21 protein-coding genes and 1 pseudogene are annotated in these 22,717 nt (G+C 71.8%); 14 read left to right on the forward strand and 8 right to left on the reverse strand.

Features of this window, described 5'->3' with window-relative positions; genetic code table 11:
- Window positions 1-175: 175 nt before the first annotated feature.
- The 6 genes from ACFXKG_RS36130 (at window position 176) to ACFXKG_RS36155 (ending at window position 6,556) form a co-directional block, all read left to right on the forward strand.
- The gene (locus ACFXKG_RS36130; protein WP_384848194.1) at window positions 176-1,186 is read left to right on the forward strand and encodes an ABC transporter permease; all 1,011 of its coding nucleotides are present in this window, start codon (window positions 176-178) and stop codon (window positions 1,184-1,186) included.
- Window positions 1,183-2,295, forward strand: coding sequence for an ABC transporter ATP-binding protein (locus ACFXKG_RS36135; RefSeq protein WP_384848197.1), 1,113 nt, complete (start codon window positions 1,183-1,185; stop codon window positions 2,293-2,295). The genes ACFXKG_RS36130 and ACFXKG_RS36135 overlap by 4 nt, the downstream gene beginning before the upstream one ends.
- Window positions 2,292-3,584: an ABC transporter ATP-binding protein gene (locus ACFXKG_RS36140; RefSeq protein WP_384848200.1), complete on the forward strand. Its 1,293-nt coding sequence runs from the start codon at window positions 2,292-2,294 to the stop codon at window positions 3,582-3,584. The genes ACFXKG_RS36135 and ACFXKG_RS36140 overlap by 4 nt, the downstream gene beginning before the upstream one ends.
- A gap of 176 nt (window positions 3,585-3,760) precedes the next feature.
- A complete protein-coding gene (locus ACFXKG_RS36145; RefSeq protein WP_384848203.1) occupies window positions 3,761-4,432 on the forward strand; it encodes a trimeric intracellular cation channel family protein in 672 nt (223 codons plus the stop codon).
- A gap of 86 nt (window positions 4,433-4,518) precedes the next feature.
- Entirely contained in the window at window positions 4,519-5,352 is an 834-nt protein-coding gene (locus ACFXKG_RS36150) for a thioesterase family protein (protein WP_384848206.1), read from the forward strand.
- Window positions 5,353-5,521: 169 nt separating this feature from the next.
- Window positions 5,522-6,556, forward strand: a complete 1,035-nt coding sequence (locus ACFXKG_RS36155) for a helix-turn-helix transcriptional regulator (protein ID WP_384848209.1) — start codon at window positions 5,522-5,524, stop codon at window positions 6,554-6,556.
- Here ACFXKG_RS36155 and ACFXKG_RS36160 read toward each other — a convergent pair.
- Window positions 6,523-7,416 carry an alpha/beta fold hydrolase gene (locus tag ACFXKG_RS36160; RefSeq protein ID WP_384848212.1) on the reverse strand — a complete coding sequence of 298 codons (894 nt, stop codon included), beginning with the start codon at window positions 7,414-7,416 and terminating at the stop codon, window positions 6,523-6,525. The two genes, ACFXKG_RS36155 and ACFXKG_RS36160, sit on opposite strands and share 34 nt — an antisense overlap.
- A gap of 284 nt (window positions 7,417-7,700) precedes the next feature.
- On the opposite strand from ACFXKG_RS36160, the gene ACFXKG_RS36165 reads away from it, so the two are divergent.
- On the forward strand, window positions 7,701-8,864 hold the full coding sequence (locus ACFXKG_RS36165) for a cysteine desulfurase family protein (RefSeq protein WP_384848215.1): 1,164 nt from the start codon (window positions 7,701-7,703) through the stop codon (window positions 8,862-8,864).
- A 115-nt stretch (window positions 8,865-8,979) separates the two neighbouring features.
- Here the strand turns inward: ACFXKG_RS36165 and ACFXKG_RS36170 are convergent, their stop codons facing one another.
- Window positions 8,980-9,726, reverse strand: coding sequence for an N-acetylmuramoyl-L-alanine amidase (locus ACFXKG_RS36170; RefSeq protein WP_384848218.1), 747 nt, complete (start codon window positions 9,724-9,726; stop codon window positions 8,980-8,982).
- A 60-nt stretch (window positions 9,727-9,786) separates the two neighbouring features.
- Here ACFXKG_RS36170 and mnmA point away from each other — a divergent pair, with 60 nt between their 5' ends.
- Window positions 9,787-10,914 carry a tRNA 2-thiouridine(34) synthase MnmA gene (gene mnmA, locus ACFXKG_RS36175; RefSeq protein ID WP_384848221.1) on the forward strand — a complete coding sequence of 376 codons (1,128 nt, stop codon included), beginning with the start codon at window positions 9,787-9,789 and terminating at the stop codon, window positions 10,912-10,914.
- 75 nt (window positions 10,915-10,989) lie between these two features.
- Here the strand turns inward: mnmA and ACFXKG_RS36180 are convergent, their stop codons facing one another.
- Window positions 10,990-11,151 (reverse strand): hypothetical protein, encoded by a 162-nt coding sequence (locus ACFXKG_RS36180; RefSeq protein WP_384848224.1) that lies wholly within the window; start codon window positions 11,149-11,151, stop codon window positions 10,990-10,992.
- 33 nt (window positions 11,152-11,184) lie between these two features.
- Here ACFXKG_RS36180 and ACFXKG_RS36185 point away from each other — a divergent pair.
- Window positions 11,185-11,355 (forward strand): annotated as a pseudogene (locus tag ACFXKG_RS36185) (TetR family transcriptional regulator); the annotation flags it as partial.
- A 126-nt stretch (window positions 11,356-11,481) separates the two neighbouring features.
- Here the strand turns inward: ACFXKG_RS36185 and ACFXKG_RS36190 are convergent.
- From ACFXKG_RS36190 to ACFXKG_RS36210, 5 genes are all read right to left on the reverse strand, one after another.
- Window positions 11,482-12,258 carry an alpha/beta fold hydrolase gene (locus ACFXKG_RS36190; RefSeq protein WP_384848338.1) on the reverse strand — a complete coding sequence of 259 codons (777 nt, stop codon included), beginning with the start codon at window positions 12,256-12,258 and terminating at the stop codon, window positions 11,482-11,484.
- An 87-nt stretch (window positions 12,259-12,345) separates the two neighbouring features.
- Window positions 12,346-12,681 (reverse strand): DUF427 domain-containing protein, encoded by a 336-nt coding sequence (locus ACFXKG_RS36195; RefSeq protein WP_384848340.1) that lies wholly within the window; start codon window positions 12,679-12,681, stop codon window positions 12,346-12,348.
- Between the two features lie 34 nt (window positions 12,682-12,715).
- The gene (locus ACFXKG_RS36200) at window positions 12,716-13,543 is read right to left on the reverse strand and encodes a MerR family transcriptional regulator (protein WP_384848227.1); all 828 of its coding nucleotides are present in this window, start codon (window positions 13,541-13,543) and stop codon (window positions 12,716-12,718) included.
- Between the two features lie 15 nt (window positions 13,544-13,558).
- Window positions 13,559-14,320, reverse strand: a complete 762-nt coding sequence (locus tag ACFXKG_RS36205; protein WP_384848229.1) for an ABC transporter permease — start codon at window positions 14,318-14,320, stop codon at window positions 13,559-13,561.
- Complete coding sequence (locus tag ACFXKG_RS36210) at window positions 14,317-15,126, reverse strand: ABC transporter ATP-binding protein (RefSeq protein WP_384848232.1); 810 nt, start codon at window positions 15,124-15,126, stop codon at window positions 14,317-14,319. The genes ACFXKG_RS36205 and ACFXKG_RS36210 overlap by 4 nt, the downstream gene beginning before the upstream one ends.
- Window positions 15,127-15,329: 203 nt before the next feature.
- Between ACFXKG_RS36210 and ACFXKG_RS36215 the strand changes: the two genes are divergently transcribed.
- The 5 genes from ACFXKG_RS36215 to ACFXKG_RS36235 all read left to right on the forward strand — a co-directional run bounded on the left by ACFXKG_RS36215 (window position 15,330) and on the right by ACFXKG_RS36235 (window position 22,353).
- Window positions 15,330-15,869, forward strand: a complete 540-nt coding sequence (locus ACFXKG_RS36215; RefSeq protein WP_384848235.1) for a TIGR00730 family Rossman fold protein — start codon at window positions 15,330-15,332, stop codon at window positions 15,867-15,869.
- A gap of 73 nt (window positions 15,870-15,942) precedes the next feature.
- Window positions 15,943-16,632: an SDR family oxidoreductase gene (locus tag ACFXKG_RS36220; protein ID WP_384848238.1), complete on the forward strand. Its 690-nt coding sequence runs from the start codon at window positions 15,943-15,945 to the stop codon at window positions 16,630-16,632.
- A gap of 8 nt (window positions 16,633-16,640) precedes the next feature.
- Window positions 16,641-17,675 carry a methionine synthase gene (locus ACFXKG_RS36225; protein WP_384848241.1) on the forward strand — a complete coding sequence of 345 codons (1,035 nt, stop codon included), beginning with the start codon at window positions 16,641-16,643 and terminating at the stop codon, window positions 17,673-17,675.
- Window positions 17,676-17,684: 9 nt separating this feature from the next.
- A complete protein-coding gene (gene ligA, locus ACFXKG_RS36230) occupies window positions 17,685-19,964 on the forward strand; it encodes an NAD-dependent DNA ligase LigA (RefSeq protein ID WP_384848244.1) in 2,280 nt (759 codons plus the stop codon).
- 262 nt (window positions 19,965-20,226) lie between these two features.
- Entirely contained in the window at window positions 20,227-22,353 is a 2,127-nt protein-coding gene (locus ACFXKG_RS36235; protein WP_384848247.1) for a putative bifunctional diguanylate cyclase/phosphodiesterase, read from the forward strand.
- Window positions 22,354-22,717: the final 364 nt, after the last annotated feature.

The raw sequence follows: 22,717 nt of genomic DNA on the forward strand, positions 1-22,717 counted from the left end.
CCACCATAACCGGCCCCCGGGGCGCGGGGGGGGGGGCGGTACGCGCCCCCCCCCCGGGGGGCCCCGGGGGGCCCCCCCGGGGGGTTTTAAAAAAAACCCCCCCCCCCCCAACGCCTGTTTTTTGTTGGGGGACTACGGGCCCACCCCCCCCCGTCCCACCCGGCACCGCACGGCTGTGGCTGCGTACATCATCCGACGCGTATTCGCCGCGGTGTTGCTGCTGCTGGTGGTCAGCGCAGTCACGTTCGCGATCTTCTTCCTGGTGCCCCGGCTGGGCGGCCAGACGACCGACTCACTGGCCGCCCAGTACGTCGGTAAGGGCGCCGATCCCGACGCCATCGCCGCCATCAAGGCGAACCTGGGGCTGGAGGATCCGCTCTACCTCCAGTACTGGCACTTCATCAAGGCCATCGTGGTCGGCGCCGAGTACAACCTCGGCCCCAACCCCTCGGTGTGCAACGCGCCGTGCTTCGGCTACTCCTTCAAGACGCATGTCGAGGTGTGGCCCGAGATCGTCCAGCGCATCCCGGTCACCTTCTCGCTCGCCATCGGCGCGGCCGTCATCTGGGTCGTCTCCGGTATCGCCATCGGCGTTCTCTCCGCGCTCAAGCGGGGCTCCATCTTCGACCGCCTGGCCATGGGCATCGCCCTCGCCGGCGTCTCGCTGCCGATGTTCTTCACCGGCCTGGTCTCCCTCGCCCTCTTCAGCTTCCACTGGACGATCTGGGAAGAGCTGGAGTTCGTGCCCTTCTCCGAGAACCCCGGTGACTGGGCCTGGAACCTCATCCTCCCCTGGTGCACCCTCGCCTTCCTCTACTCCGCCCTCTACGCGCGGCTCACCCGCGCCGGGATGCTGGAGACCATGGGCGAGGACTACATCAGAACCGCGCGGGCCAAGGGGCTGCGAGAGCGCCAGGTGGTCGTCAAGCACGGCCTGCGCGCCGCGCTCACCCCGCTCATCACGATCTTCGGCATGGACTTCGCGCTGCTCCTCGGCGGCGCGGTCATCACCGAGCGCGTCTTCTCCTTCCAGGGGATGGGCGCGTACGCCATCCAGGGCGTGACCCGCAGCGACCTGCCCATCGTGATGGGTGTCACGCTGGTCGCCGCCTTCTTCATCGTTCTCTGCAATCTGCTGGTGGACCTCGTGTACGCCGCGATCGACCCCCGGGTGAGGCTCTCATGAGCGACGTGAGCAAGAAGAAGGACGCGAGCGGGGACGACGCGGGTACGGGCACGGGTGCGGAGGCCGCCGCCGGTGCTCCGGCGGCGAAGGACGCGTTCCTCTCCGTACGCGACCTCCGTATCCACTTCAACACCGACGACGGCCTCGTGAAGTCCGTCGACGGCGTCAGCTTCGACCTCCAGGCGGGCAAGACCCTCGGCATCGTCGGCGAGTCCGGCTCCGGGAAGTCCGTCACCTCGCTCGGCATCATGGGGCTGCACACCTCCGAGCGCGCCCGCATCTCCGGCGAGATCTGGCTGGACGGCGAGGAGCTGATCGGCGCGGGCCCCGAGCGGGTGCGCCAGTTGCGCGGCCACAAGATGTCGATGATCTTCCAGGACCCGCTCTCCGCGCTGCACCCGTACTACAGCATCGGCGCGCAGATCGTGGAGGCGTACCGCGTCCACAACAAGGTCGACAAGAAGACCGCCAAGAAGCGGGCCGTCGAGATGCTCGACCGGGTCGGGATCCCCGAGCCGGCCCGGCGCTACGACGACTACCCGCACCAGTTCTCCGGCGGTATGCGCCAGCGCGCGATGATCGCGATGTCCCTGGTGAACAACCCCGAGCTGCTCATCGCCGACGAGCCGACGACCGCCCTCGACGTGACCGTCCAGGCGCAGATCCTCGACCTCATCCGGGACCTCCAGAAGGAGTTCCACTCGGCGGTCGTCATCATCACCCACGACCTCGGCGTGGTCGCCGAGATCGCGGACGAGCTGCTCGTGATGTACGCCGGGCGCTGCATCGAGCGCGGCGCGTCGGAGAAGGTCTTCTACCAGCCGCAGCACCCCTACACGTGGGGTCTGCTGGGCTCGATGCCCCGCATCGACCGCGAGCAGACCGAACGGCTGGTGCCGGTCAAGGGAACCCCGCCCAGCCTGATCAACGTCCCGTCCGGCTGCGCCTTCAACCCGCGCTGCCCGTACGCCGACGTCCCCAAGGACGACCTCGCCCGTACGGTCCGTCCCGACCTGCGGGAGATCACCGACGGGCACTTCTCCGCCTGCCACATGTCGCGCGCGGAGCGGGAAAAGATCTGGACCGAAGAGATTGCGCCGAAGCTGTGACTGAGCTGACGAAGAAGATTCCGGAGCAGGTCGCGGCGGGCGGGGCCGGGGCGGGCGGTCCCGCGGAGGGTGCGGAGCCGATCCTCAAGGTCACCGGCCTGGTCAAGCACTTCCCGATCACCAAGGGCGTGCTGAAACGCAAGGTCGGCGCGGTCCAGGCGGTCGACGGGCTCTCCTTCGACGTACGTCCCGGGGAGACCCTGGGCGTCGTCGGCGAGTCCGGCTGCGGCAAGTCGACGATGGGCCGGCTGATCACGCGGCTGCTCGAACCGACCGGTGGCAAGGTCGAGTTCGAGGGCAAGGACATCACCCACATGTCCGCGGGCGCGCTGCGGCCGATGCGCCGCGACATCCAGATGATCTTCCAGGACCCGTACGGCTCGCTGAACCCGCGCCACACCATCGGCGGGATCGTCTCCACCCCCTTCAAGCTCCAGGGCATCGAGCCCGAGGGCGGCGTGAAGAAGGAGGTGCAGCGGCTGCTGGAGCTGGTGGGCCTGAGCCCCGAGCACTACAACCGCTACCCGCACGAGTTCTCCGGCGGACAGCGCCAGCGCATCGGCATCGCGCGGGCGCTGGCCCTCAACCCGAAGCTGGTCGTCGCCGACGAACCGGTCTCGGCGCTGGACGTGTCGATCCAGGCCCAGGTGGTGAACCTGCTGGACGACCTCCAGGAGGAGCTGGGGCTGACGTACGTGATCATCGCGCACGACCTCTCGGTCATCCGCCATGTCTCGGACCGGATCGCGGTGATGTACCTCGGCAAGATCGTCGAGCTGGCGGACCGCAAGTCGCTGTACGAGTCGCCCATGCACCCGTACACGAAGGCGCTGCTGTCGGCCGTGCCGGTGCCCGACCCGAGCCGGCGCGGCGGCAAGAGCGACCGGATCCTGCTCAAGGGCGATGTGCCGTCGCCGATCTCGCCGCCGAGCGGCTGCCGGTTCCACACCCGCTGCTGGAAGGCGACGGAGGTCTGCAGGACGACGGAGCCGCCGCTGATCCAGCTCGCGCCGGGCCACCAGGCGGCCTGCCACCACCCGGAGAACGCGCCGGACCAGCGTCCGCAGGACACGGTCTCGGTGGCGTCGCGGGAGACGATCGAGCTGGCGGACGTGTCGGACGGTGCGGACGTGTCGGACGGTGCGGAGCCGTCGACCGAGGGCAATGCCGACGCGAAGGCCGAGGCGAAGGCTGACGCCAAGTCCGAGGCGTCGACCGAGGCGTCGACCGAGGCGTCGACCGAGGCCAAGCCGGACTCCGGTTCGGACGCAGGCGGCACTTCCGCGTAGCGACCTGTACGAGGCGCATCGAGCACACCCGAGGCCCGGCGGACATCCGCCGGGCCTCAGGTGTGCGGTCCGGAGTCCGGCTTGGCCTCGGCCATGCGGTCCGGCGGGAACCATGCGGTCCGGCGGGAAGGGTGGGCCCGATCGGGGGTGTCCGGCGGGAGCGGCACAATGTCCGGGTGTTCCACACCCTCTTCACCCTGTTCACCCCGTCCGTCCAGCACGCGCTCGACCTCGCCGGCATCTTCGTCTTCGCGATCTCCGGCGCCCTGCTCGCCGTACGCAAGAACTTCGACGTCTTCGGCATGGCGGTGCTGGCCGAGATCACCGCGCTGGGCGGAGGGCTGCTCCGTGATCTGATCATCGGGGCGGTCCCGCCCGCCGCCTTCACCGATCTCGGCTACTTCTCCATGCCGCTGGTGGCGACCGCGCTGGTCTTCTTCCTCCATCCGCACGTCGAGCGGATCCAGGGGGCCGTCAATGTCTTCGACGCGGCGGGGCTCGGACTCTTCTGCGTCACCGGGACCGTCAAGGCGTACGAGTACGGGCTCGGCCTCACCTCCTCCGCCGTGCTCGGTCTGGGCACGGCGGTCGGCGGCGGGGTGCTGCGCGACGTCCTCGCCAACGAGGTGCCCTCGCTGCTGCGCTGGGACCGCGACCTCTACGCCGTGCCCGCCATCGTCGGCGCGACGATGGCGGCGCTCTGCATCCGCTTCGATGTGCTCAACGGCCTCACCATGGGGGTCGCCGTCCTGACCGCGTTCGTTCTGCGGCTGCTCGCGATGCGCTTCCACTGGCGGGCGCCGCGCGCCTGGAACCGGCGCTCGGCCACGGTGGAGGAGCCCGCGTGACGCCGCCGGGCCGGGGCGCCTCGGGGTGCCTCGTACCGGTCACTTAAGCTACCGCTTAGTAAATTCGTGTTGTACGGTTGCGTTCCATGGCACAGGCATCCATCGGTGACAGCGAGTTCGACCGCGAGACGGCCGTCACCCCCAGCGCTCCGGGCGTCTACGACACGCGGCTCTTCCCGGGCTGGACCGTCATGAACATCGTCAACGGCGGCTATCTGCTGGCCGTCATGGGCCGCGCGCTCGGCGACGCGCTGCCGCACTCCGACCCGTTCGCGGTCTCCGCGCACTACCTCACGCCCTCGGTGCCGGGACCGGCCGTCGTGCGGACCGAGACCGTCCGCAGCGGCCGTACGCTCTCCACCGGCCAGGCCTCCCTCTTCCAGACCGCTGAGGACGGGAGCGAGGTGGAGCGGATCCGGTTCCTCGCCTCGTACGGTGACCTGGACGCCCTCCCCGACGACATACGCACGGCGGCGAAGCCGCCCGAGATGCCGCCGCTGGAGCGGTGCGTCAGCACCGCCGAAGGGCCCCTGCCGGACGGTGACTTCACCATTCTCGACCGGCTCTCCATGTGGCTCGACCCCGCCACGGTCGGCTGGGCCGTGGGCGCGCCCTCCGGCCGGGGCGAGATGCGCGCCTGGTTCGGGCTCGCGGACGGCCGTGCCCCCGACCCGCTCTCGCTGCTCTTCACCGTCGACGCGCTGCCGCCGACCTCCTTCGACCTGGGCCTGCAGGGCTGGACCCCCACGGTCGAGCTGACCGCCCACATCCGCTGCCGCCCGGCGCCGGGTCCGCTCCGGGTCGCGATCACCACCCGTAACCTGGCCGGCGGCTTCCTGGAGGAGGACGCGGAGGTCTGGGACAGCGCGGACCGGCTGGTGGCCCAGTCCCGCCAACTGGCCCGCGCGCCCCGCGCCTGACGGACCTCCCGGACGGCAGGGAATCCGGGGCGGCAGGGACTTCTGAGCGGCAGGGCATCCCGGGCGGCAGGAACGTCCGGGCGGGAGGGCATCCCGGGCGGCAGGAACGTCCGGGCGGGAGGGCATCCCGGGCGGCAGGAACTTCCGGGCGGTAGGGAATCCTGGGCAGGTGAAGTCCGACCGGCTGCTCTCCGTCCTCCTGCTGCTCCAGACCCGTGGGCTCGTCCCGGCCGCGGAGCTGGCCGCGCGGCTCGAAGTCTCCGTACGGACCGTCTACCGGGACGTCGAGGCGCTGGCCGCCGCCGGAGTCCCCGTCTACGCCGAGCGCGGGCGGCACGGCGGCTTCGCGCTGCTGCCCGGCTTCCGTACCGATGTGACCGGGCTGACCGCCGACGAGTCCCGCGCCCTCTTCGTCCTCGCCGCGCCGGGCGCCCATGCCGCGCTCGGTCTTGACCGGGCGCTCGGCTCGGCCCTGCGCAAGGTGATGGCCGCCCTGCCGGAACCGCACCGCCCCGCCGCCGAGTTGATCAGCCGCCGGATCCTGGTCGATCCGGAACGCTGGATGCGCCCGCAGGGGCCGCCCGTCGAGCTCGACGAACTGACCACGGCGGTCTTCACCGACCGGCGGCTGCGGCTGCGCTACCGGCACGGCGGCACGGCGACGCCGCGCGCCTACACCGTCGATCCGTACGGTCTCGTCGTCAAGGCGGGTGTCTGGTACCTCGTCGCCGACCACCGGGGCGCGCCCCGGCTGTTCCGCGCGGAGCGCGTCCGGAAGGCCACCGTCACCGACGCGCCCGTACGGCGGCGGGCGGGCACGGAGTTGGCGGACATCTGGGCGGCGCTGCGCAGAGGCGTCGAGGACCGGCCCGCACGGGTGCGGGTCCGGGCGAGGGTGCGGGTCTCGCGCATGGACATGTTCCACCGGATCCAGGCGGCGCACCTCGCCGAGGAGCCGGTGGTGGAGGCCGGCGGGGAGTGGGCGGGGGTGCGGCTCGCCTATCCCGAACTCGGCGCCGTACGCTCACTGCTGGCCTTCGGCGAGCACGTCGAGGTCCTGTCGCCGCCGGAGGCGCGGGAGCAGATGGCCCGCGCGGCGGCTGCCACTATGGAGTTGTACACGGCCGATCCGCCCCCGGACACGCGGGAGGGCGAGCGCGAGGCGGAACGTCAGGACCGGCGCGGGGACCGACGCGAGGCCTGACGTCCGGGACGAAACCGGCTACTGACCAGAAAACGGCCGACCGCCGCCGTGAGTTCCGCCGGCGCGTCCTCCTGCACAAGATGGCCGGTATCCGCCAGCAGCCGCAGCTCGGCGCCCGGAATCAGCGCCGCCAGCTCCGCCCCCTTGGCCGCCGGGATCCAGGTGTCCTCCGCGCCCCAGCAGATCAGCACCGGCAACTCCAGCTCCCCGTACCGATCCTGGATCTCGTCCGTGTACCGCTGGTCGTTCTGCCGGATCTGCCGGTAGAAGGCGGGCTGCCCGGCCACCCCGCACCAGTCGTCGACCAGCCGCTCCAGGACGGCGGACGGCAGCCCCCGGTGGCTCGCCGAGGAGACGTACTCCCGCACCAGTGCCCGGTGCAGGGCGGGCGGCAGTTGGGCGAAGATGTCGCCGTGCGCCCCGAGCAGCCGGTACGCCGCCGAACCCCAGGGTGCCAGCGCCACCGGGTCGACCAGCACCAGCCGTTCGTACGCCGCGCCGTGCAGGAGACGGGCCCGGAGGGCCACGCACCCGCCGAAGTCATGGGCGACGACGGCCGGCGGGTGCCCCGCGTCACCGCTCAGGCCCCAGTGCCCGAGGAGTTCGGTGAAGACCCGCGCCTGGGCCGCCAGCGACACATCCTGCCCCGCCCTCTTCTCCGAGGCCCCGTACCCCGGCATGTCCCAGACCAGGACCCGGTGGTCCGGTGCGAGCGCGCGGGCAAGGGCACGCCAGACGAACGAGGAGAACGGCGTCCCGTGCAGCAGCACGACGGGCGGCAGTCCGGACGAGCCGAATTCGGCCCAGCGCACCTCGCCGGACGAGCTGGGGAACGTACGGTCGAGCCTCCACTCTGTCATGAGCGTAACGCTAGACGCTCATTACGGCGCCCGGCAAGCCCCGGTACCGGCGATACCCGGCCGGTCCCCGCTCCGATGCCGGCCGGACCTCCGCTCGGACCTCCGCTCGGGCCCCCGCACGGACCCCGCTCGGGCCCCCGCACGGACCCCGCTCGGGCCTCGGCCGGCCTCGACCTGCCCCGACCGGTCGTGGCCGGTAGGAGTCGGTCGGAGCCGGCCCGTGGCGGCTGCGCGCCGTACCGGCTGCGTGGGTGCCCGTCCGCGCTCGTAGAATCGAGCCCACCATGGCTTACCTCGACCACGCCGCGACCACTCCGATGCTGCCGGAGGCGATCGAGGCGATGACCGCCCAGTTCGGCCTCGCCGGCAACGCCTCCTCGCTCCACGCCGCCGGGCGCCGGGCCCGCCGTACCGTCGAGGAGGCCCGTGAGACGTTCGCGGAGGCCCTCGGCGCGCGCCCCAGCGAGGTGGTCTTCACCTCGGGCGGCACGGAGGCCGACAACCTCGCCGTGAAGGGGCTGTACTGGTCCCGCCGCGACGCCGACCCGGCCAGGACCAGGGTGCTCGCCAGCCCCGTGGAGCACCACGCCGTTCTCGACGCCCTCGAATGGCTCGGCGAACACGAGGGCGCCACCGTCGAATACCTCCCCGTCGACTCCTACGGGCGGGTGCTGCCCGACGTGTTGCGGGCGGCGATCGAACGGAACCCGCTCGATGTCGCCCTCGCCACCGTCATGTGGGCGAACAACGAGATCGGGACGATTCTGCCGGTCCCGGAACTGGCCCGGGTGGCGGCGGAGTTCGAAGTTCCGCTGCACTCGGACGCGGTCCAGGCCTTCGGCCAGACAGAGCTGGACTTCGGTGCCTCCGGGCTCGCCGCGATGACCGTCTCCAGCCACAAGATCGGCGGCCCTTACGGCATCGGCGCCCTGCTGCTCGGCCGGGAGTACACCCCGGTGCCCGTGCTGCACGGCGGCGGCCAGGAGCGCCATGTCCGCTCCGGCACCCTCGACGTGCCCGCCGTCGCCGCCTTCGCGGTCGCGGGCCGGCTCGCCGCCGAACGGCGCGAGGAGTTCGTCCGCGAGATCGGCGCCCTGCGGGACGAACTGATCACGGCGGTACGGGCCGCCGTCCCCGACGCGGTCCTCGGCGGCGACCCCCACCACCGCCTCGCCGCCAACGCGCACTTCAGCTTCCCCGGCTGCGAGGGCGACTCCCTGCTCCTGCTGCTCGACGCCCAGGGCATCGAGTGCTCCACCGGCTCCGCCTGTACCGCGGGCGTGGCCCAGCCGAGCCATGTCCTGCTGGCCACCGGCAGCGACCCTGACCTGGCCAGGGGCACCCTGCGGTTCTCCCTCGGCCACACCTCCACGGCGGCGGACGTCGAGGCGGTCGCCCGGGCCATCGGCCCGGCGGTCGACCGGGCGCGCAACGCGGGCCTGAGCTGACGCGGAGCTGATCCCGACGGCACGCCTGGGCCGCCGGGGTGCCCGAGCCGCCGGCCCGCCCGAGCCGCCAGGACGGGGCCATGGACTCCGGGCGGCCCGGGCCCCGCGCGGCGGCTCAGGCACCCCGCGCGGCGACCGACCCCGACGGCGAGGGGGAGGGCGCGACCGGCTCCGCCTCCCGTACCAGCTTCAGATAGCGGGGCCAGTCCCAGTGCGGCCCGGGGTCAGTGTGGTCCGTCCCGGGGACCTCCACATGCCCGATGATGTGCTCGCGGTCGACGGGTATCTCGTACCGCCGGCATATGTCGGCCGTCAGCCGCGCCGACGAGCGGTACATCGCGTCCGTGAACGACTCGGGCTTGTCCACGAAGCCCTCGTGCTCGATACCGATCGAGCGTTCGTTGTAGCTCCTGTTCCCCGCGTGGTACGCCACGTCCAGCTCGCGGATCATCTGCGCGACCTGTCCGTCCTCACCGACCACGTAGTGCGACGCGGCGCCGTGCCCGGGGTCCTGGAAGACCTTCAGCGCCACCTCGTAGCTGCCCTGGACGACATGGACGACCACCCGGTCGATGCGGAAGTCGTCGGGCCGGTCGGCCCGGCGCCAGTTCGCCGACGAGGCCGCCACCCACTCCGAGGGGGCGTAATCCAGCTCACCCTCCTTGCGCGGCTTCCCGACCCCGGGCACCTGCCACCAGAACCGCGCCAGCTCGTCCCGCGCCAGCACGCCCCCGCCGACCACGGCCGCCGCGCCGCCGATCAGCACCGCCCTGCGGCCGATCTTCTTCCCGCCCCGGGGCTTGGGCGCCCGGCGGCTGCCCCTCGCGCCGCTGCCGGCCGTACCCTGCTCGTTCTCGCCCATATGATCGTCAACGCATACCCGCGCGACTGTGGTTCCCCCGGGCCGTACCCTGGTTGGGCTATGACTCAGAATTCCCAGCGTTCCCTGCGCGTACTCGCCGCCATGTCGGGCGGCGTGGACTCCGCCGTCGCCGCCGCCCGCGCCGCCGAGGCGGGCCACGACGTCACCGGCGTGCACCTCGCCCTCTCCGCGAACCCGCAGTCCTTCCGTACCGGCGCGCGCGGCTGCTGCACCATCGAGGACTCCCGGGACGCGCGCCGCGCCGCCGATGTGATCGGCATCCCGTTCTACGTGTGGGATCTCGCGGAACGCTTCCGTGAGGACGTCGTGGAGGACTTCGTCGCGGAGTACGAGGCGGGCCGCACCCCCAACCCGTGCCTGCGCTGCAACGAGAAGATCAAGTTCGCGGCCCTGCTGGACAAGGCGCTCGCGCTGGGGTTCGACGCGGTGTGCACGGGCCATTACGCGACGGTCGTCACCGCCCCCGACGGTTCGCGCGAGCTGCACCGCGCCAGCGACATGGCCAAGGACCAGTCGTACGTCCTGGGGGTGCTGGACGAGCGGCAGCTCGCCCACGCGATGTTCCCCCTCGGCGACACGCTCACCACCAAGGACGAGATCCGCGCCGAGGCGGAGCGCCGGGGCCTGGCCGTGGCGAAGAAGCCCGACAGCCACGACATCTGCTTCATCGCGGACGGCGACACCCAGGGCTTCCTCGCCGACCGGCTGGGCCGGGCGGAGGGCGACATCGTCGACGAGTCCGGTACGAAGATCGGCAGCCACGACGGCGCGTTCGGCTTCACCATCGGCCAGCGCAAGGGCCTGCGCATCGGCCACCCGGCCGCCGACGGCAAGCCGCGCTACGTCCTGGACATCTCCCCGGTCGACAACCGCGTCACGGTCGGCCCCGCCGCCTCCCTCGACGTCACCGCCTTGACCGCTCTCAAGCCCCGCTGGTGCGGCACCGCCCCCGCCGGCCCCGGCGGCTACACCGCACAGCTGCGCGCGCACGGCGGCGAGACCCCGGTGACGGCCGAGCTGATCGACGGCACCCTCCACGTCCGCTTCGGCGAACCGGTCCGCGGGGTCGCCCCCGGCCAGGCGATCGTCCTGTACGACGGCCCCCGCGTCGTCGGCTCGGCGACGATCGCGACGACGGAGCGCCGCACGGGGGCGCTGGCGGGCTGACGCCCGGTATCCCGGTGCCCCTGTGCTTCGCCGCCCTGGGCCGTTCCCGCCCGTACGGCGGACTCCCCGCGTTCCTCACACCGGGTCGGAGAGGCGTCCCCCGAGCAGCTCTTCGGAGCGCCTCCAGAGCGCGCGGGCGAGATCGGCGTCGAGCGCCTGCGGGTTCCGTGGTGCCACGGCCCTGCGCCGGTAGTAGTAGGCCCCTGACATCTGCTGATCGAGCAGTACGAGGCCCACGACGAGCGCACCCGGCGCCTCACCCGCCTGATCGTGAACACACCGCCACTGGCCGCTCGCCACCGGGAGAAGAACGCCCGGTGGTACGAACTGCTCCGCCCCGAGATCGCCCGCCGCCTGGGAGCCGACCCGGCCGACGCCTCCGACCCACGGGCCGTCGCCGTGATCGCCGCCGCCCTGGGGTGCGTCGAGGCGGCCCTGACCGCATGGTCCTCCAGCCCTCAGCCGCAGGCGCTCCCGAAGATCCTGGACCGCGCCATGGAGGCCCCTTCCGCCCGTGAGGCCCCTCGGAGCGGAGGCAGGGCACGCCGGAGACGCCCCGCCCCGCGGTCACGCCGCGAAGAATTCCTCCAGGACCGGCGCCAGTACGTGCGGGGCCACCTCGTGGGTCTGGCCCGTCAGGGTGCGGTGCCGGCCGCGCGGGAGGGCGCGGGCCGCCGCGCGGGCGGCGTCGCGGACGACCGGGGGGCTTGCGCCGCCGTCCACGACCATCGCGCGGGTGGTGACCGCCGAGAGGCGGCGGACCGGGATCAACCCCTCGCCCAGCACCTGGTCGTCGTAGGCGAGGGTGTGGGCCACCGCCGCCAGGTCCGGCCACAGGGGGGAGCGGCGCATCACCTCGATCGTCGCCGGATGCAGATCCATGGCCGACAGGAACAGCTCCACCGCGTCGTCCCGCAGCCCGCGCGCCAGCAGTTCCGTCAGCCGCTCCGTGTACGCGGCCCTCGCCCGCAGGGCGGCCGGATCGGTCGCGTACGGCGGTTCGTACACCGCGAACTGCGTCACCGGCAGCCCCGCCGCCACGGCCTCCAGGACCAGCGCGCCGCCCGAGGACACCCCGTACAGCGCCGCGCTGCCGCCCGCCACCGCGAGCAGCGCCGCGAGGTCCTCGACCTCACGCTCCACGGCGTACGGGGCCCGGTCGCCGCTGGCGCCCCGGCCGCGCCGGTCGTAGGTGATCGTCGTGAAGCGCGGCGCGAGCAGCCGGGCCAGTGGAGCCTCCGACTCCGCCGTGCTGAACGCGCCGCCCACCAGAATCACCGGCGGTCCCTCGCCCGACCGCCGGTAAGCGATCGGGGTGCCGTCCCCCGACTTCACCTTGCACACGTTGTCCATGGAGAGTCAGACCGGTGGGCCGCGCCCAACTCATCGCTCCACGGCAGAAGTTTTCGCAGTGGATTTCCGCCGGCCTTCTCAGGCGGCCACCACCTCGGTGTCGTAGAAGCAGAAGTGGTCCTTGACCTGGGCCACTTCGGCCTTCGGGGTCGGGTAGGCCCAGACCAGGTCCGGCGCGTCCGGCAGCGACCAGTAGGACGCGTCGCCCTTGAACGGGCAGTGGGTCGTGGTGTCCGAGGGGGTCAGCAGCTCCGTCCGTACGTCCTGCGGCGGGAGGTAGTAGCGGACCGGGCAGCCGGTCTCGCGCAGCACCAGCGGGGCGCGGCTCTCCGCGACGACCTGTCCGTCCCGTACGACGCGCACGTGCTCCGTGCCCTGCTCGACCGTGATGCGGTGTCCTGCGGCCATGGTGATCGGTCCCTTCGGGGGTGTGGTTCCGGTGCACTCTCTACTGTTCAGCAACGGCGCGCGCCGCGCTCTTCCCCGAGGGCGGCAGCGCGGTGCCGAGCCGGTTGGCAGGCACGCGCTCGACGCGGGTCCAGCCCCTCCAGCCACGCTCCTCCAGGATCGCCAACAGCCGTGCGGCGCCCGGTGAGGACTTGAGCATGGTGGAGTCCAGCAGGTCGACGAACTGGTCGTCGATGCCGTCGTCGGCACCCACCTCTCCGGCCTCCACGGCGCGCGTCATCAGGCGCTCCATGATGTCAGCGATCTCGATGATTCGCGGGTCGTCGACCGGCCGGTCGAGTGCCCCGTTGAGAAGGCTGTAGAGCTTCACCATGTCGGGGTCGTCCAGTTCCTCGTTCTTCTTGGCGATCACGGCGTCCATCAGGTGCGGCACCTGGGCGGCGATCATGATCCAGGCGTCCCGCTCCATCTCGATGTACCGCTCCTCGACGCCGAGGCCGCGCACCCGGTCGAGGTAGTCCACGACGCTCTGCGGGAGCGCCAGGTGCTCTCCGGCAGCGAGCCGGGCGAGCCGTCCGCGGGTGCCCTGCAACCGCCGGATCTCGGCGCGCAGGTCCTTGTCGATCTTCTGGACGCCCTCGGCGAACTCCTCCGGGCCGGCGTCGAGGAGTTCCTGCACCCGGGCCAGCGGCACGCCGGCATCCGCCAGGGTGCGGATCCGGATCAGTCGCACGACAGCGGCGGCGTCGTAGCTCCGGTAACCGGACCGGTCGCGCTCGGGCTCCGGCAGCAGGCCGATCCGGTGGTAGTGGCGTACCGCCCGCACCGTCACCCCGGCGTACGCCGCGAGCCGGCTGATGGTGAGCATGGGTCTCAGCCTGCCTCAGGCGGTCTTCCGGCGGTAGGCGCCCATCGCGCAGACATACGCCACGACGAGGATGCCGACGCACCACGCGAGGGCGGTCCAGATGTCGTCCCCGACCGGTCGCTGGGCGAGCAGGTCGCGGATCGTGTTGACGATCGACGTCACCGGCTGATGCTCGGCGAACCAGCGCACCGGGCCGGGCATGGTCTCCGTGGGCACGAACGCCGAGCTGAGGAACGGCAGGAAGATGAGCGGGTAGGCGAACGCCCCCGCGCCCTCGACGGACGTCGCGGAGAGCCCGGGGATCACGGCGATCCAGGTCAGGGCCAGGGTGAACAGGAGCAGGATGCCGGCGACCGCGAGCCAGGCCGGGGCGCCCGCTCCTGAGCGGAAGCCCATGAGCAGAGCGACGCCCACGACGATCACGAGCGAGATCACGTTGGCGACCAGAGAGGTGAGGACATGGGCCCACAGCACACCTGACCGTGCGATCGGCATGGACTGGAATCGCTCGAAGATTCCGCTCTTCATGTCCGTGAACAGCCGGTACGCGGTATAGGAGATGCCCGACGCGATCGTGATGAGCAGGATGCCGGGCAGCATGTAGTTGACGTACGAGACCGACCCGGTGTCGATCGCGCCGCCGAAGACGTAGACGAACATCAGCATCATGGCGACCGGTGTGATGACGGTCGTGATGATGGTGTCCATGCTGCGTGTGACATGGCGCAGGGTCCGCCCCGTGAGAACAGCGGTGTCGCCCAAGAAGTGCGCGTTCATTCCCGTCCCCTGGTTGCTGTGCCGGTGGTGTCGCTCCTGCCGTCGCCGCCGATGATCGCGAGGAAGATCTCCTCCAGGGTCGGCTGCTTCTCGACGTACTCGACCGTGGCGGGCGGGAAGAGCCGCTTGAGCTCGGCGAGGGTGCCGTTCACGATGATCCGGCCCTGGTGGAGGATGGCTATCCGGTCGGCCAGCTGCTCGGCCTCGTCCAGGTACTGCGTGGTGAGCAGCACCGTCGTGCCGTGGCCCGCGAGCTCCTTGACCGCCTGCCACACCTCGATGCGCGCCTCGGGGTCGAGCCCGGCCGTCGGCTCGTCCAGGAAGATCACCGGCGGATTCCCGATGAGGCTCATCGCGATGTCCAGCCGGCGGCGCATCCCACCCGAATACGTCGACACCCGGCGCGCGCCCGCCTCGGTCAGCGAGAAACGCCTCAGCAGGTCGTCGGCGATCACCGACGGGTCCTTGAAGTGGCGCAGCCTGGCGACGAGTACGAGGTTCTCCCGGCCGCTGAGGATCTCGTCGACGGCCGCGAACTGCCCGGTGAGGCTGATGGACTCGCGCACGTTCCCGGATTGCGTGGCGACGTCGAAGCCATGGACGCTCGCCGTTCCCGCGTCGGCCTTGAGCAGCGTGGCGAGGATCCTCACGGTCGTGGTCTTGCCCGCCCCGTTGGAGCCGAGCAGGGCGAAGATGCTGCCCCGCGCCACGTCGAAGTCCACACCGCGCAGCACGTCGAGCTTCCCGTACGACTTCTCCAGACCCCGTACGCGCATCGCCGGACCGGCGATCGATTGGGCCGTCATGGTCATCCGCCTCCTTTGCGGAGCTGTTCCAGGCGACTGCGAGGAAGCTCCTGCCGGAAGGATGGAGGGTTGACCCGGCGTCAAGGTCAAGCCCGCTCCGACCACGGCGCCGGAACGGCTGCGACCGCCCTGCCGGAGGCTCTGCGCGGCAGGCGCTCGCCGATCCACTGACCAGCGGAGGGCAAGCCCGTACCGTTCACCCCATGAATATCTGTGTCTTCCTCTCCGCCGCCGACCTCGACGAGCGCTACACCCGCCCCGCCCGCGATTTCGGCGAGCTGATCGGCAAGGGCGGCCACACCCTCGTCTGGGGCGGCTCCGACAGCGGGCTGATGAAGGTCGTCGCGGACGGCGTGCAGGACGGCGGGGGCCGGCTGGTCGGGGTGTCGGTGGACTTCCTCCAGAGCGTGGCCAGGGCGGACGCCGACGAGATGGTGATCGCGAAGGACCTCGCGGAGCGCAAGGCGCTGCTGCTTGCCAAGTCCGACGCGGTCGTGGTCATGGTCGGCGGTACGGGGACGCTGGACGAGGCCACCGAGATCCTGGAGCTGAAGAAGCACGGCATGCACCGTCACCCCGTCGTGCTGCTCAACACGGCCGGTTTCTACGACGGGCTGAAGGAGCAGTTCCGGCGGATGGAGGACGAGGGCTTCCTGCCGCTGCCCCTCACCGACCTGGTCTTCTTCGCCGAGGACGGGATCGGTGCCCTCACCTACCTGGAGGAGGCGGTCGGCGTTCAGTGATCGCCGAGGTGATCGCCGAGTTGATCGCCGACGGCGTGCGGCCGTCGGGTTCCGGTGATGCGACGATGACCGCATGGCTACCCATCTCATCACCGGTGCGGGCTCGGGCATCGGCGCCGCCGTCGCGCGCCGCCTGCACGGACGCGGCGACGACCTGATCCTGTTCGCCCGCGACGCCGGGCGCGCGAAGGACCTCGCGCGGGCCTTTCCCGGCGCCCGCACCCTCGTCGGCGACCTGGCCAACCCCGAGCGGCTCTCCTGGGCGCTCGGCCAGCAGGATCTCCCCGACCGGCTCGACTCGCTGCTGCACATCGCGGGCGTCGTCGAACTCGGCGAGGTCGGGGAGCTGACGCCGAAGGCGTGGCACGGACAGCTCACGGTCAACCTGATCTCCCCGGCCGAGCTGACCCGGCTGCTCCTGCCGCAGCTCCGCGTCTCCCGGGGGCAGATCGTCTTCGTCAACTCGGGCGCCGGGCTGACCGCCCACGCGCAGTGGAGCGCGTACGCCGCCTCCAAGCACGGGCTGAAGGCACTGGCCGACGCGGTACGCGCGGAGGAGCGGCCCCATGGCGTACGGGTCACCTCCGTGTACCCGGGCCGTACCGCGAGCCCCATGCAGGCCAAGGTGCACCAGCAGGAGGGCAAGGAGTACGACGCGTCCCGCTGGATCGACCCCGAGTCGGTCGCGACGACCATCGTGGCCGCGCTCGACCTGCCGCGCGACGCGCAGATCGACGACGTGACCGTACGGCCGGGCCGATGAGCGGGCCGATGAGCGAGTCGATGAACGGAACGTCCGACGGCACCGGGCCCGCCGTACCCCTCTGGGGGCTCGCCACCGGGGTCGGCTCCATGCCCGGCGGCGACGCGCGGGAGGCCGCCCGGGCCGTCACCGGCACCTTCGAGGACTTCCCGTACCTCCCCGAACTCCCCGCCCGGGGGCCGGGCGCCGACATGATCGGCCGTACGACCGGACTTCTCGCGGAGATCTACGCCCGCGTGGAGCCCAGCGGCTGGCGGATCGGGGACCGGCCGGGCCGGGACACCAAGCGGGCCAGGTCCTGGCTGGGGGAGGACCTCGACGCGCTGGAGGAGTTCACCCAGGGGTACGAGGGGCCGCTCAAGGTCCAGGTCGTCGGGGTGTGGACGCTCGCCGCCGCGCTGGAGCTGCGGGGCGGCGAGTCGGCCCTCGGCGACCCCGGAGCCTGCCGGGACCTGACCGCGTCGCTGGTGGAGGGGGTGGCCGGGCACCTCGCGGACGTACGGCGCCGGGTGCCGGGCGCCGTACCCGTACTCCAGATCGACGAACCGTCCCTCACCGCCGTGCTGCGCGGACAGGTCAGGACCGCCAGCGGCTACCGCACCCACCGGGCGGTGGACCGGCAGGTCGTGGAGGGCGCGCTGCGCGAGATGACCGCGCTCGCGCCGGGGGCCGTGGTCGTGCACTCCTGCGCGCCGGACGTGCCGTTCGCGCTGCTGCGCAGGGCGGGCGCGGCGGCCGTCTCGTTCGATTTCGGTCTGCTCACCGAGCGTGACGAGGAGTCGATCGGGGAGGCGGTCGAGGCCGGTACGAAGCTGTTTGCCGGGATCGTGCCCGGCGTCGAAGGACCGTTGTCAGACCCTGCCGGTAGCGTCATGGGTGTCAGGACGCTGTGGCGCAGGCTGGGGCTGGATCCGGGGACTCTCACGGGGTCCGTGGTGCTCACGCCGACCTGCGGGCTCGCGGGTGCCTCACCTGCGTACGCGCACGCCGCGCAGGCGCACTGCGTCAGGGCCGCGAGATCCCTCGCGGACAACCCTGAGTGACGGTCCCGGATGACGGGCCATGGTGATCGGGAGGATGAAACGGTGGCTGGCGAACAGCAGAGCGTGGTGCCCGCGGAGGCACGGGAGCGGCACGGCCTCCTCGCCGAGCAGATCGAGGAGCACCGCTTCCGGTACTACGTGAAGGATCAGCCGATCGTCAGCGACGGCGAGTTCGACCGGCTGCTGCGCGCCCTGGAGGCGCTGGAGGAGACGTACGCGGAGCTGCGCACGCCCGACTCGCCGACACAGAAGGTCGCGGGGGCGTACGCAACGGACTTCACCGCGGTCCAGCACCGCGAGCGGATGCTCTCCCTCGACAACGCCTTCGACGACGACGAGCTGGGGGCGTGGGCCGACCGCGTCGCCAAGGACGTGGGCACGCCGGACTTCCACTACCTGTGCGAGCTGAAGGTCGACGGACTCGCGGTCAACCTGACGTACGAACACGGCAGGCTGACCCGCGCGGCGACCCGGGGCGACGGCCGGACGGGCGAGGACATCACGCCCAACGTCCGCACGATCGCGGAGATCCCGCACCGCCTCGAAGGGGAGCGGATCCCCGAGCTGGTGGAGATCCGCGGCGAGGTCTACTTCCCGATGGAGGCCTTCCAGGAGCTGAACGCGCGTCTGGTGGAGGCCGGCGACAAGCCGTTCGCCAACCCGCGCAACGCGGCGGCGGGTTCGCTCCGCCAGAAGGACCCGAAGATCACCGCGACGCGCCCGCTCCACATGGTGGTGCACGGCATCGGGGCCCGCGAGGGCTTCGACATCGACTGCCTCTCCCACGCCTACGAGCTGCTGCGTGGGTGGGGGCTGCCGACCGCCCGGCACAACAAGGTGGTCGGATCGGTCGCGGAGGTCCGGGAGTTCATCGCGTACTTCGGGGAGAACCGCCACTCCGTGGAGCACGAGATCGACGGCGTGGTCGTCAAGCTCGACGAGATCCCGCTCCAGGGCCGGCTGGGCTCCACCTCGCGCGCGCCGCGCTGGGCCATCGCCTGGAAGTACGCGCCGGAAGAGGTCAACACGAAACTGGTGAACATCCGGGTCGGCGTGGGCCGTACGGGGCGGGTCACCCCCTACGCCCAGGTCGAGCCGGTCACGGTCGCCGGCTCCGAGGTCGAGTTCGCGACCCTGCACAACCAGGACGTGGTGCGGGCCAAGGGCGTCTGGATCGGCGACACGGTCGTGCTGCGCAAGGCAGGTGACGTCATCCCGGAGATCCTCGGCCCGGTCGTCGACCTGCGCCCGGACGACGCCCACGAGTTCGTGATGCCGACCGAGTGCCCCGAGTGCGGTACGCCGTTGCGCGCGATGAAGGAGGGGGACATCGACATCCGCTGTCCCAACGCGCGTACCTGCCCCGCCCAGTTGCGTGAGCGGCTGTTCTATCTCGCCGGGCGCAAGTGCCTCGACATCGAGAACTTCGGCTATGTGGCCGCGGCCGCCCTGACCAAACCGCTGGAACCGGCCATTCCACCGCTGCTCGACGAGGGAGATCTCTTCGACCTCACCATCGAGCGGCTGCTGCCCATCACGGCGTACGTACTCGACCAGGACAGCGGGCTGCCCAAGCGCGATCCGAAGACCGGCGAGGAGAAAATCGCCACCGTCTTCGCCAACCAGGCGGGCGAGCCCCGGAAGAACGCCCTCGCGATGCTGGAGAACATCGCGGCGGCCAAGGAGCGCCCGCTCGCCCGGATCATCGCCGGACTGTCGGTCCGTCATGTGGGGCCGGTCGCCTCCGAGGCGCTGGCCAGGGAGTTCCGCTCGATCGACCGGATCGACGAGGCCACGGAGGAGGAACTGGCGGACGTCGCCGGCGTCGGACCGATCATCGCCGCTTCGCTCAAGGAGTGGTTCGCGGTCGACTGGCACCGGGAGATCCTGCGCAAGTGGCGTGCGGCGGGCGTCCGTATGGAGGAGGAGGGCTCGGGCGAGGACGAGGGCCCACGGCCGCTGGAGGGGCTCACGGTCGTGGTGACGGGCACGCTGGAGCACTACACACGGGATGGCGCGAAAGAGGCGCTGCAAAGCCGTGGAGCGAAGGTGACCGGGTCGGTTTCGAAGAAGACCGCCTTCGTGGTGGTCGGTGAGAACCCCGGGTCGAAGTATGACAAGGCGATGCAGTTGAAGGTGCCCGTCCTGGACGGAGCGGGGTTCGCGGTCCTGCTCGAACAGGGCCCGGACGCCGCCAGGGAGGCCGCGCTCACCCCCGAGGAGCCCGCGGCCACCGGGGAGGAGGCCCCGCCGTCACCCGGGGAGGCTCCGGTTCCGCCGGTGGAGTGAGGCGGTTCCGTTCTCGCGGTGCGTGGCTTCACACCGTCGATTTCGGGCCGTCAACCTCACCCGTTCGGCGCATACCAGATGGATAAGGATGGGCCGGTCGCATTCGGGCAACAGATGTAGAGCGCTGCCCGTCGAGGCCTTTCGCGGCCTACTGTTGGGATGTGCGCCTGTCGAACACGGCTCAGTAGTCCGATTCCAGCCGTGTTGCACGACAACGTGCCATCGCGTGGCATCGGCTCCGCCGGCTGTGAGAGGGACGGGAATGAAACCGACCGAGAGCGCCGCCCCGGTCTCACCCCCGCGCGGATTCGCGGGGTTTGGGGGCATGGCGGCCAGAACGCCCGTTCTGGTGGTGGGACTCGCCGTCGTCGTCCTGGTGACCGGCGTGGTGGGGACGCTACGGGACGGCCACGCGCTGTTCCCCGGCTCCGACGCCGGCTGGGCGCTGGCCGTCCTCACCGGAATCATCGTCGGCCATCTCGTCGCGCTCGGCCGCGACCGCTGGTGGGGCGGGACGGGCTCCGGCGCCGCGCTCACCCTCGCCGTGCTGCTGCTGTACGGCTGGGTCGCGGCCGGACTGGTCAGCGTGGCCGTCGTCGTGCTGGTCGGACTGGCCCGCAGGCACCGCTGGCGCCAAGGCGTCCTGCACGGCGCCGCGGACCTGCTGGGGACCGGGGCCGCCGCGCTCGTCCTCGCGCTGTTCGGCGTGGTCCCCACCGTCGAGCGGCCCTGGCAGCCACTCGGCTGGACCCTCGGTGACGTTCCGGAGGTCCTGCTCGCGGCGGCCGCCCAGCTCACCGTCACCCGCGTGCTGCTCCGGTACGCGCGGGCCCCGCAGGGCGCGGCGCTGCACGCCGCCGGGCGGCCGGCCCTCTACCGGCAGGGGCTCTTCGCGGTCGCGCTGCTCGGCATCGCCCCGCTGATCTGTGTCGTCGCGATGTCGCAGCCGGTGCTCCTGCCGCTCTTCGCCATCCCGCTGATAGCCCTCGACTCCACGCTCTGGATCGCCAGAGCCCGCGCCGAGGAACAGCTCCGCGACCCGCTGACCAAACTCCCCAACCGGCAGTGGCTGCTGGAGCGCACCTGGTCGGCCCTGGAGGAGGCGGAGGAACAGGGCGCCCGCTCGGCGCTGGTCCTGATCGACCTGGACCGGTTCCGTTCCGTCAACGACACCCTCGGCCATCTCGCGGGTGACCGGCTGCTGCTGCAGATAGCGGACCGGCTCCGGCTCGCCCTGCCGCGCGGGGCCGAGGCCGCGCGGCTCGGCGGCGACGAGTTCGCCGTGCTGCTCCCGACGTGCGACTCCACCACCAGCGCGCAGCGCGTCGCCCGCCATCTCGTGGCCGACCTGTCCTCCCCGCTCGACCTCGACGGCCTCACGCTCGTCCTGGAGGCGAGCGCCGGGGTGGCCGTCTATCCCGAGCACGCGCTGGACGCGGAGGGGCTGCTGCAGCGGGCGGATGTCGCCATGTACCAGGCGAAGCGGGACCGTACGGGCGTGGAGGTGTACGAGTCCAAGCGGGACTCCAACACCCCCGACCGCCTCGGGCTCCTCGGCGATCTGCGCCGCGCGCTGGACGCGCGGGAGGTGGAACTGCACTACCAGCCGAAGGTCCGCTTCGACGGCCAGGTCGCCGGTCTGGAGGCGCTGGTGCGCTGGGTGCATCCCGAGCGTGGCCGCGTCCCTCCGGACGAGTTCATCGCGATCGCCGAGTCCTCCGGTCTGATGCCTCACCTCACGGAGTACGTACTGGACACCGCTCTCGCTCAGGTGGCCCGCTGGCGATCTCAGGGACTGATGGTGCCGGTCGCCGTCAACGTCTCGCCGCGGGACGTGCACACCCCCGGTTTCGCGGGCGCGGTGGCGGCGCGGCTGGCCCGGCACGGCGTCCCTGCGGGCTCCCTCCAGCTGGAGATAACGGAACACGTCCTGCTGGAGGACCCCCAGCGCGCCGCCGACACCCTCGCCGGTCTCACCGGGCACGGGGTGAAGATGTCGCTCGACGACTTCGGCACGGGGTACTCCTCGCTGGTCCATCTGCGGCGGCTCCCGGTGAGCGAGCTGAAGATCGACCGTTCCTTCGTGGCCCGGCTCGCGGTCGACACCGAGGACGCGGAGATCGTCCGCTGCACGGTCGACCTTGCGCACTCCCTGGGCCTGCTGGTCGTCGCGGAGGGCGTCGAGGACGACGAGACGTGGGAGCGGCTGCGGGACCTCGGCTGCGACGCCGTCCAGGGCTGGCTGGTGGCCGCGGCGATGCCGCCCCACGAGGCGACGGCCTGGCTGCTGGCCCGCGGCGAGCGCGGCTGGCAGCGCCCGGCCGAGCTGGAGGCGGCCCGGGCCCGTGAGTCGCTGGCCCGCGAACAGTCGGGCCAGGCGGTCACGTAGGGCCGGGCGGTGGTGCGGCGCCGGGGTCGTGCACGGCGCGGGCGGTGGTGCGGTGGGGCGGTCACGTAGGGCCGGACCGTGGTGCGGCGCCGGGGTCGTGCACGGCCCGGGCGGTGGTGCGGTGACCGGGGCCGCGTACGGCCCGAGCGCGGTGCGCTGGGGCGGTCACGTAGGGCCGGACCGTGGTGCGCTGACCGGGTCGCGTACGGCCCGAGCGCGGTGCGGTGGGGCGGTCGCGTACGGCCCGGCCGTGGTGCGGTGGGACGGCCCGGGAGGCCCCGTGCGCGGGGCGGGCCCGGGTCGGCCGCGGGTACGGACGTCCGGCCGTTTCGTGAGCAGGGGCGCCCGCCCCATAGGATTGGGG

The organism is Streptomyces sp. NPDC059255 (genome assembly GCF_042752355.1).
Lineage (GTDB): Bacteria > Actinomycetota > Actinomycetes > Streptomycetales > Streptomycetaceae > Streptomyces.

What these genes read in the sequence shown, in the direction of transcription:
- ACFXKG_RS36135 (WP_384848197.1), top strand. Translation starts at nt 1,183, where the DNA reads ATGAGCGACGTGAGCAAGAAGAAGGACGCGAGCGGGGACGACGCGGGT.
- ACFXKG_RS36150 (WP_384848206.1), top strand. Translation starts at nt 4,519, where the DNA reads ATGGCACAGGCATCCATCGGTGACAGCGAGTTCGACCGCGAGACGGCC.
- ACFXKG_RS36170 (WP_384848218.1), bottom strand. Translation starts at nt 9,726, where the DNA reads ATGGGCGAGAACGAGCAGGGTACGGCCGGCAGCGGCGCGAGGGGCAGC.
- ACFXKG_RS36200 (WP_384848227.1), bottom strand. Translation starts at nt 13,543, where the DNA reads ATGCTCACCATCAGCCGGCTCGCGGCGTACGCCGGGGTGACGGTGCGG.
- ACFXKG_RS36165 (WP_384848215.1), top strand. Translation starts at nt 7,701, where the DNA reads ATGGCTTACCTCGACCACGCCGCGACCACTCCGATGCTGCCGGAGGCG.
- ACFXKG_RS36215 (WP_384848235.1), top strand. Translation starts at nt 15,330, where the DNA reads ATGAATATCTGTGTCTTCCTCTCCGCCGCCGACCTCGACGAGCGCTAC.
- ligA (WP_384848244.1), top strand. Translation starts at nt 17,685, where the DNA reads ATGACGGGCCATGGTGATCGGGAGGATGAAACGGTGGCTGGCGAACAG.
- ACFXKG_RS36205 (WP_384848229.1), bottom strand. Translation starts at nt 14,320, where the DNA reads ATGAACGCGCACTTCTTGGGCGACACCGCTGTTCTCACGGGGCGGACC.
- ACFXKG_RS36160 (WP_384848212.1), bottom strand. Translation starts at nt 7,416, where the DNA reads ATGACAGAGTGGAGGCTCGACCGTACGTTCCCCAGCTCGTCCGGCGAG.
- ACFXKG_RS36210 (WP_384848232.1), bottom strand. Translation starts at nt 15,126, where the DNA reads ATGACGGCCCAATCGATCGCCGGTCCGGCGATGCGCGTACGGGGTCTG.
- ACFXKG_RS36235 (WP_384848247.1), top strand. Translation starts at nt 20,227, where the DNA reads ATGAAACCGACCGAGAGCGCCGCCCCGGTCTCACCCCCGCGCGGATTC.
- ACFXKG_RS36220 (WP_384848238.1), top strand. Translation starts at nt 15,943, where the DNA reads ATGGCTACCCATCTCATCACCGGTGCGGGCTCGGGCATCGGCGCCGCC.
- ACFXKG_RS36225 (WP_384848241.1), top strand. Translation starts at nt 16,641, where the DNA reads ATGAGCGAGTCGATGAACGGAACGTCCGACGGCACCGGGCCCGCCGTA.
- mnmA (WP_384848221.1), top strand. Translation starts at nt 9,787, where the DNA reads ATGACTCAGAATTCCCAGCGTTCCCTGCGCGTACTCGCCGCCATGTCG.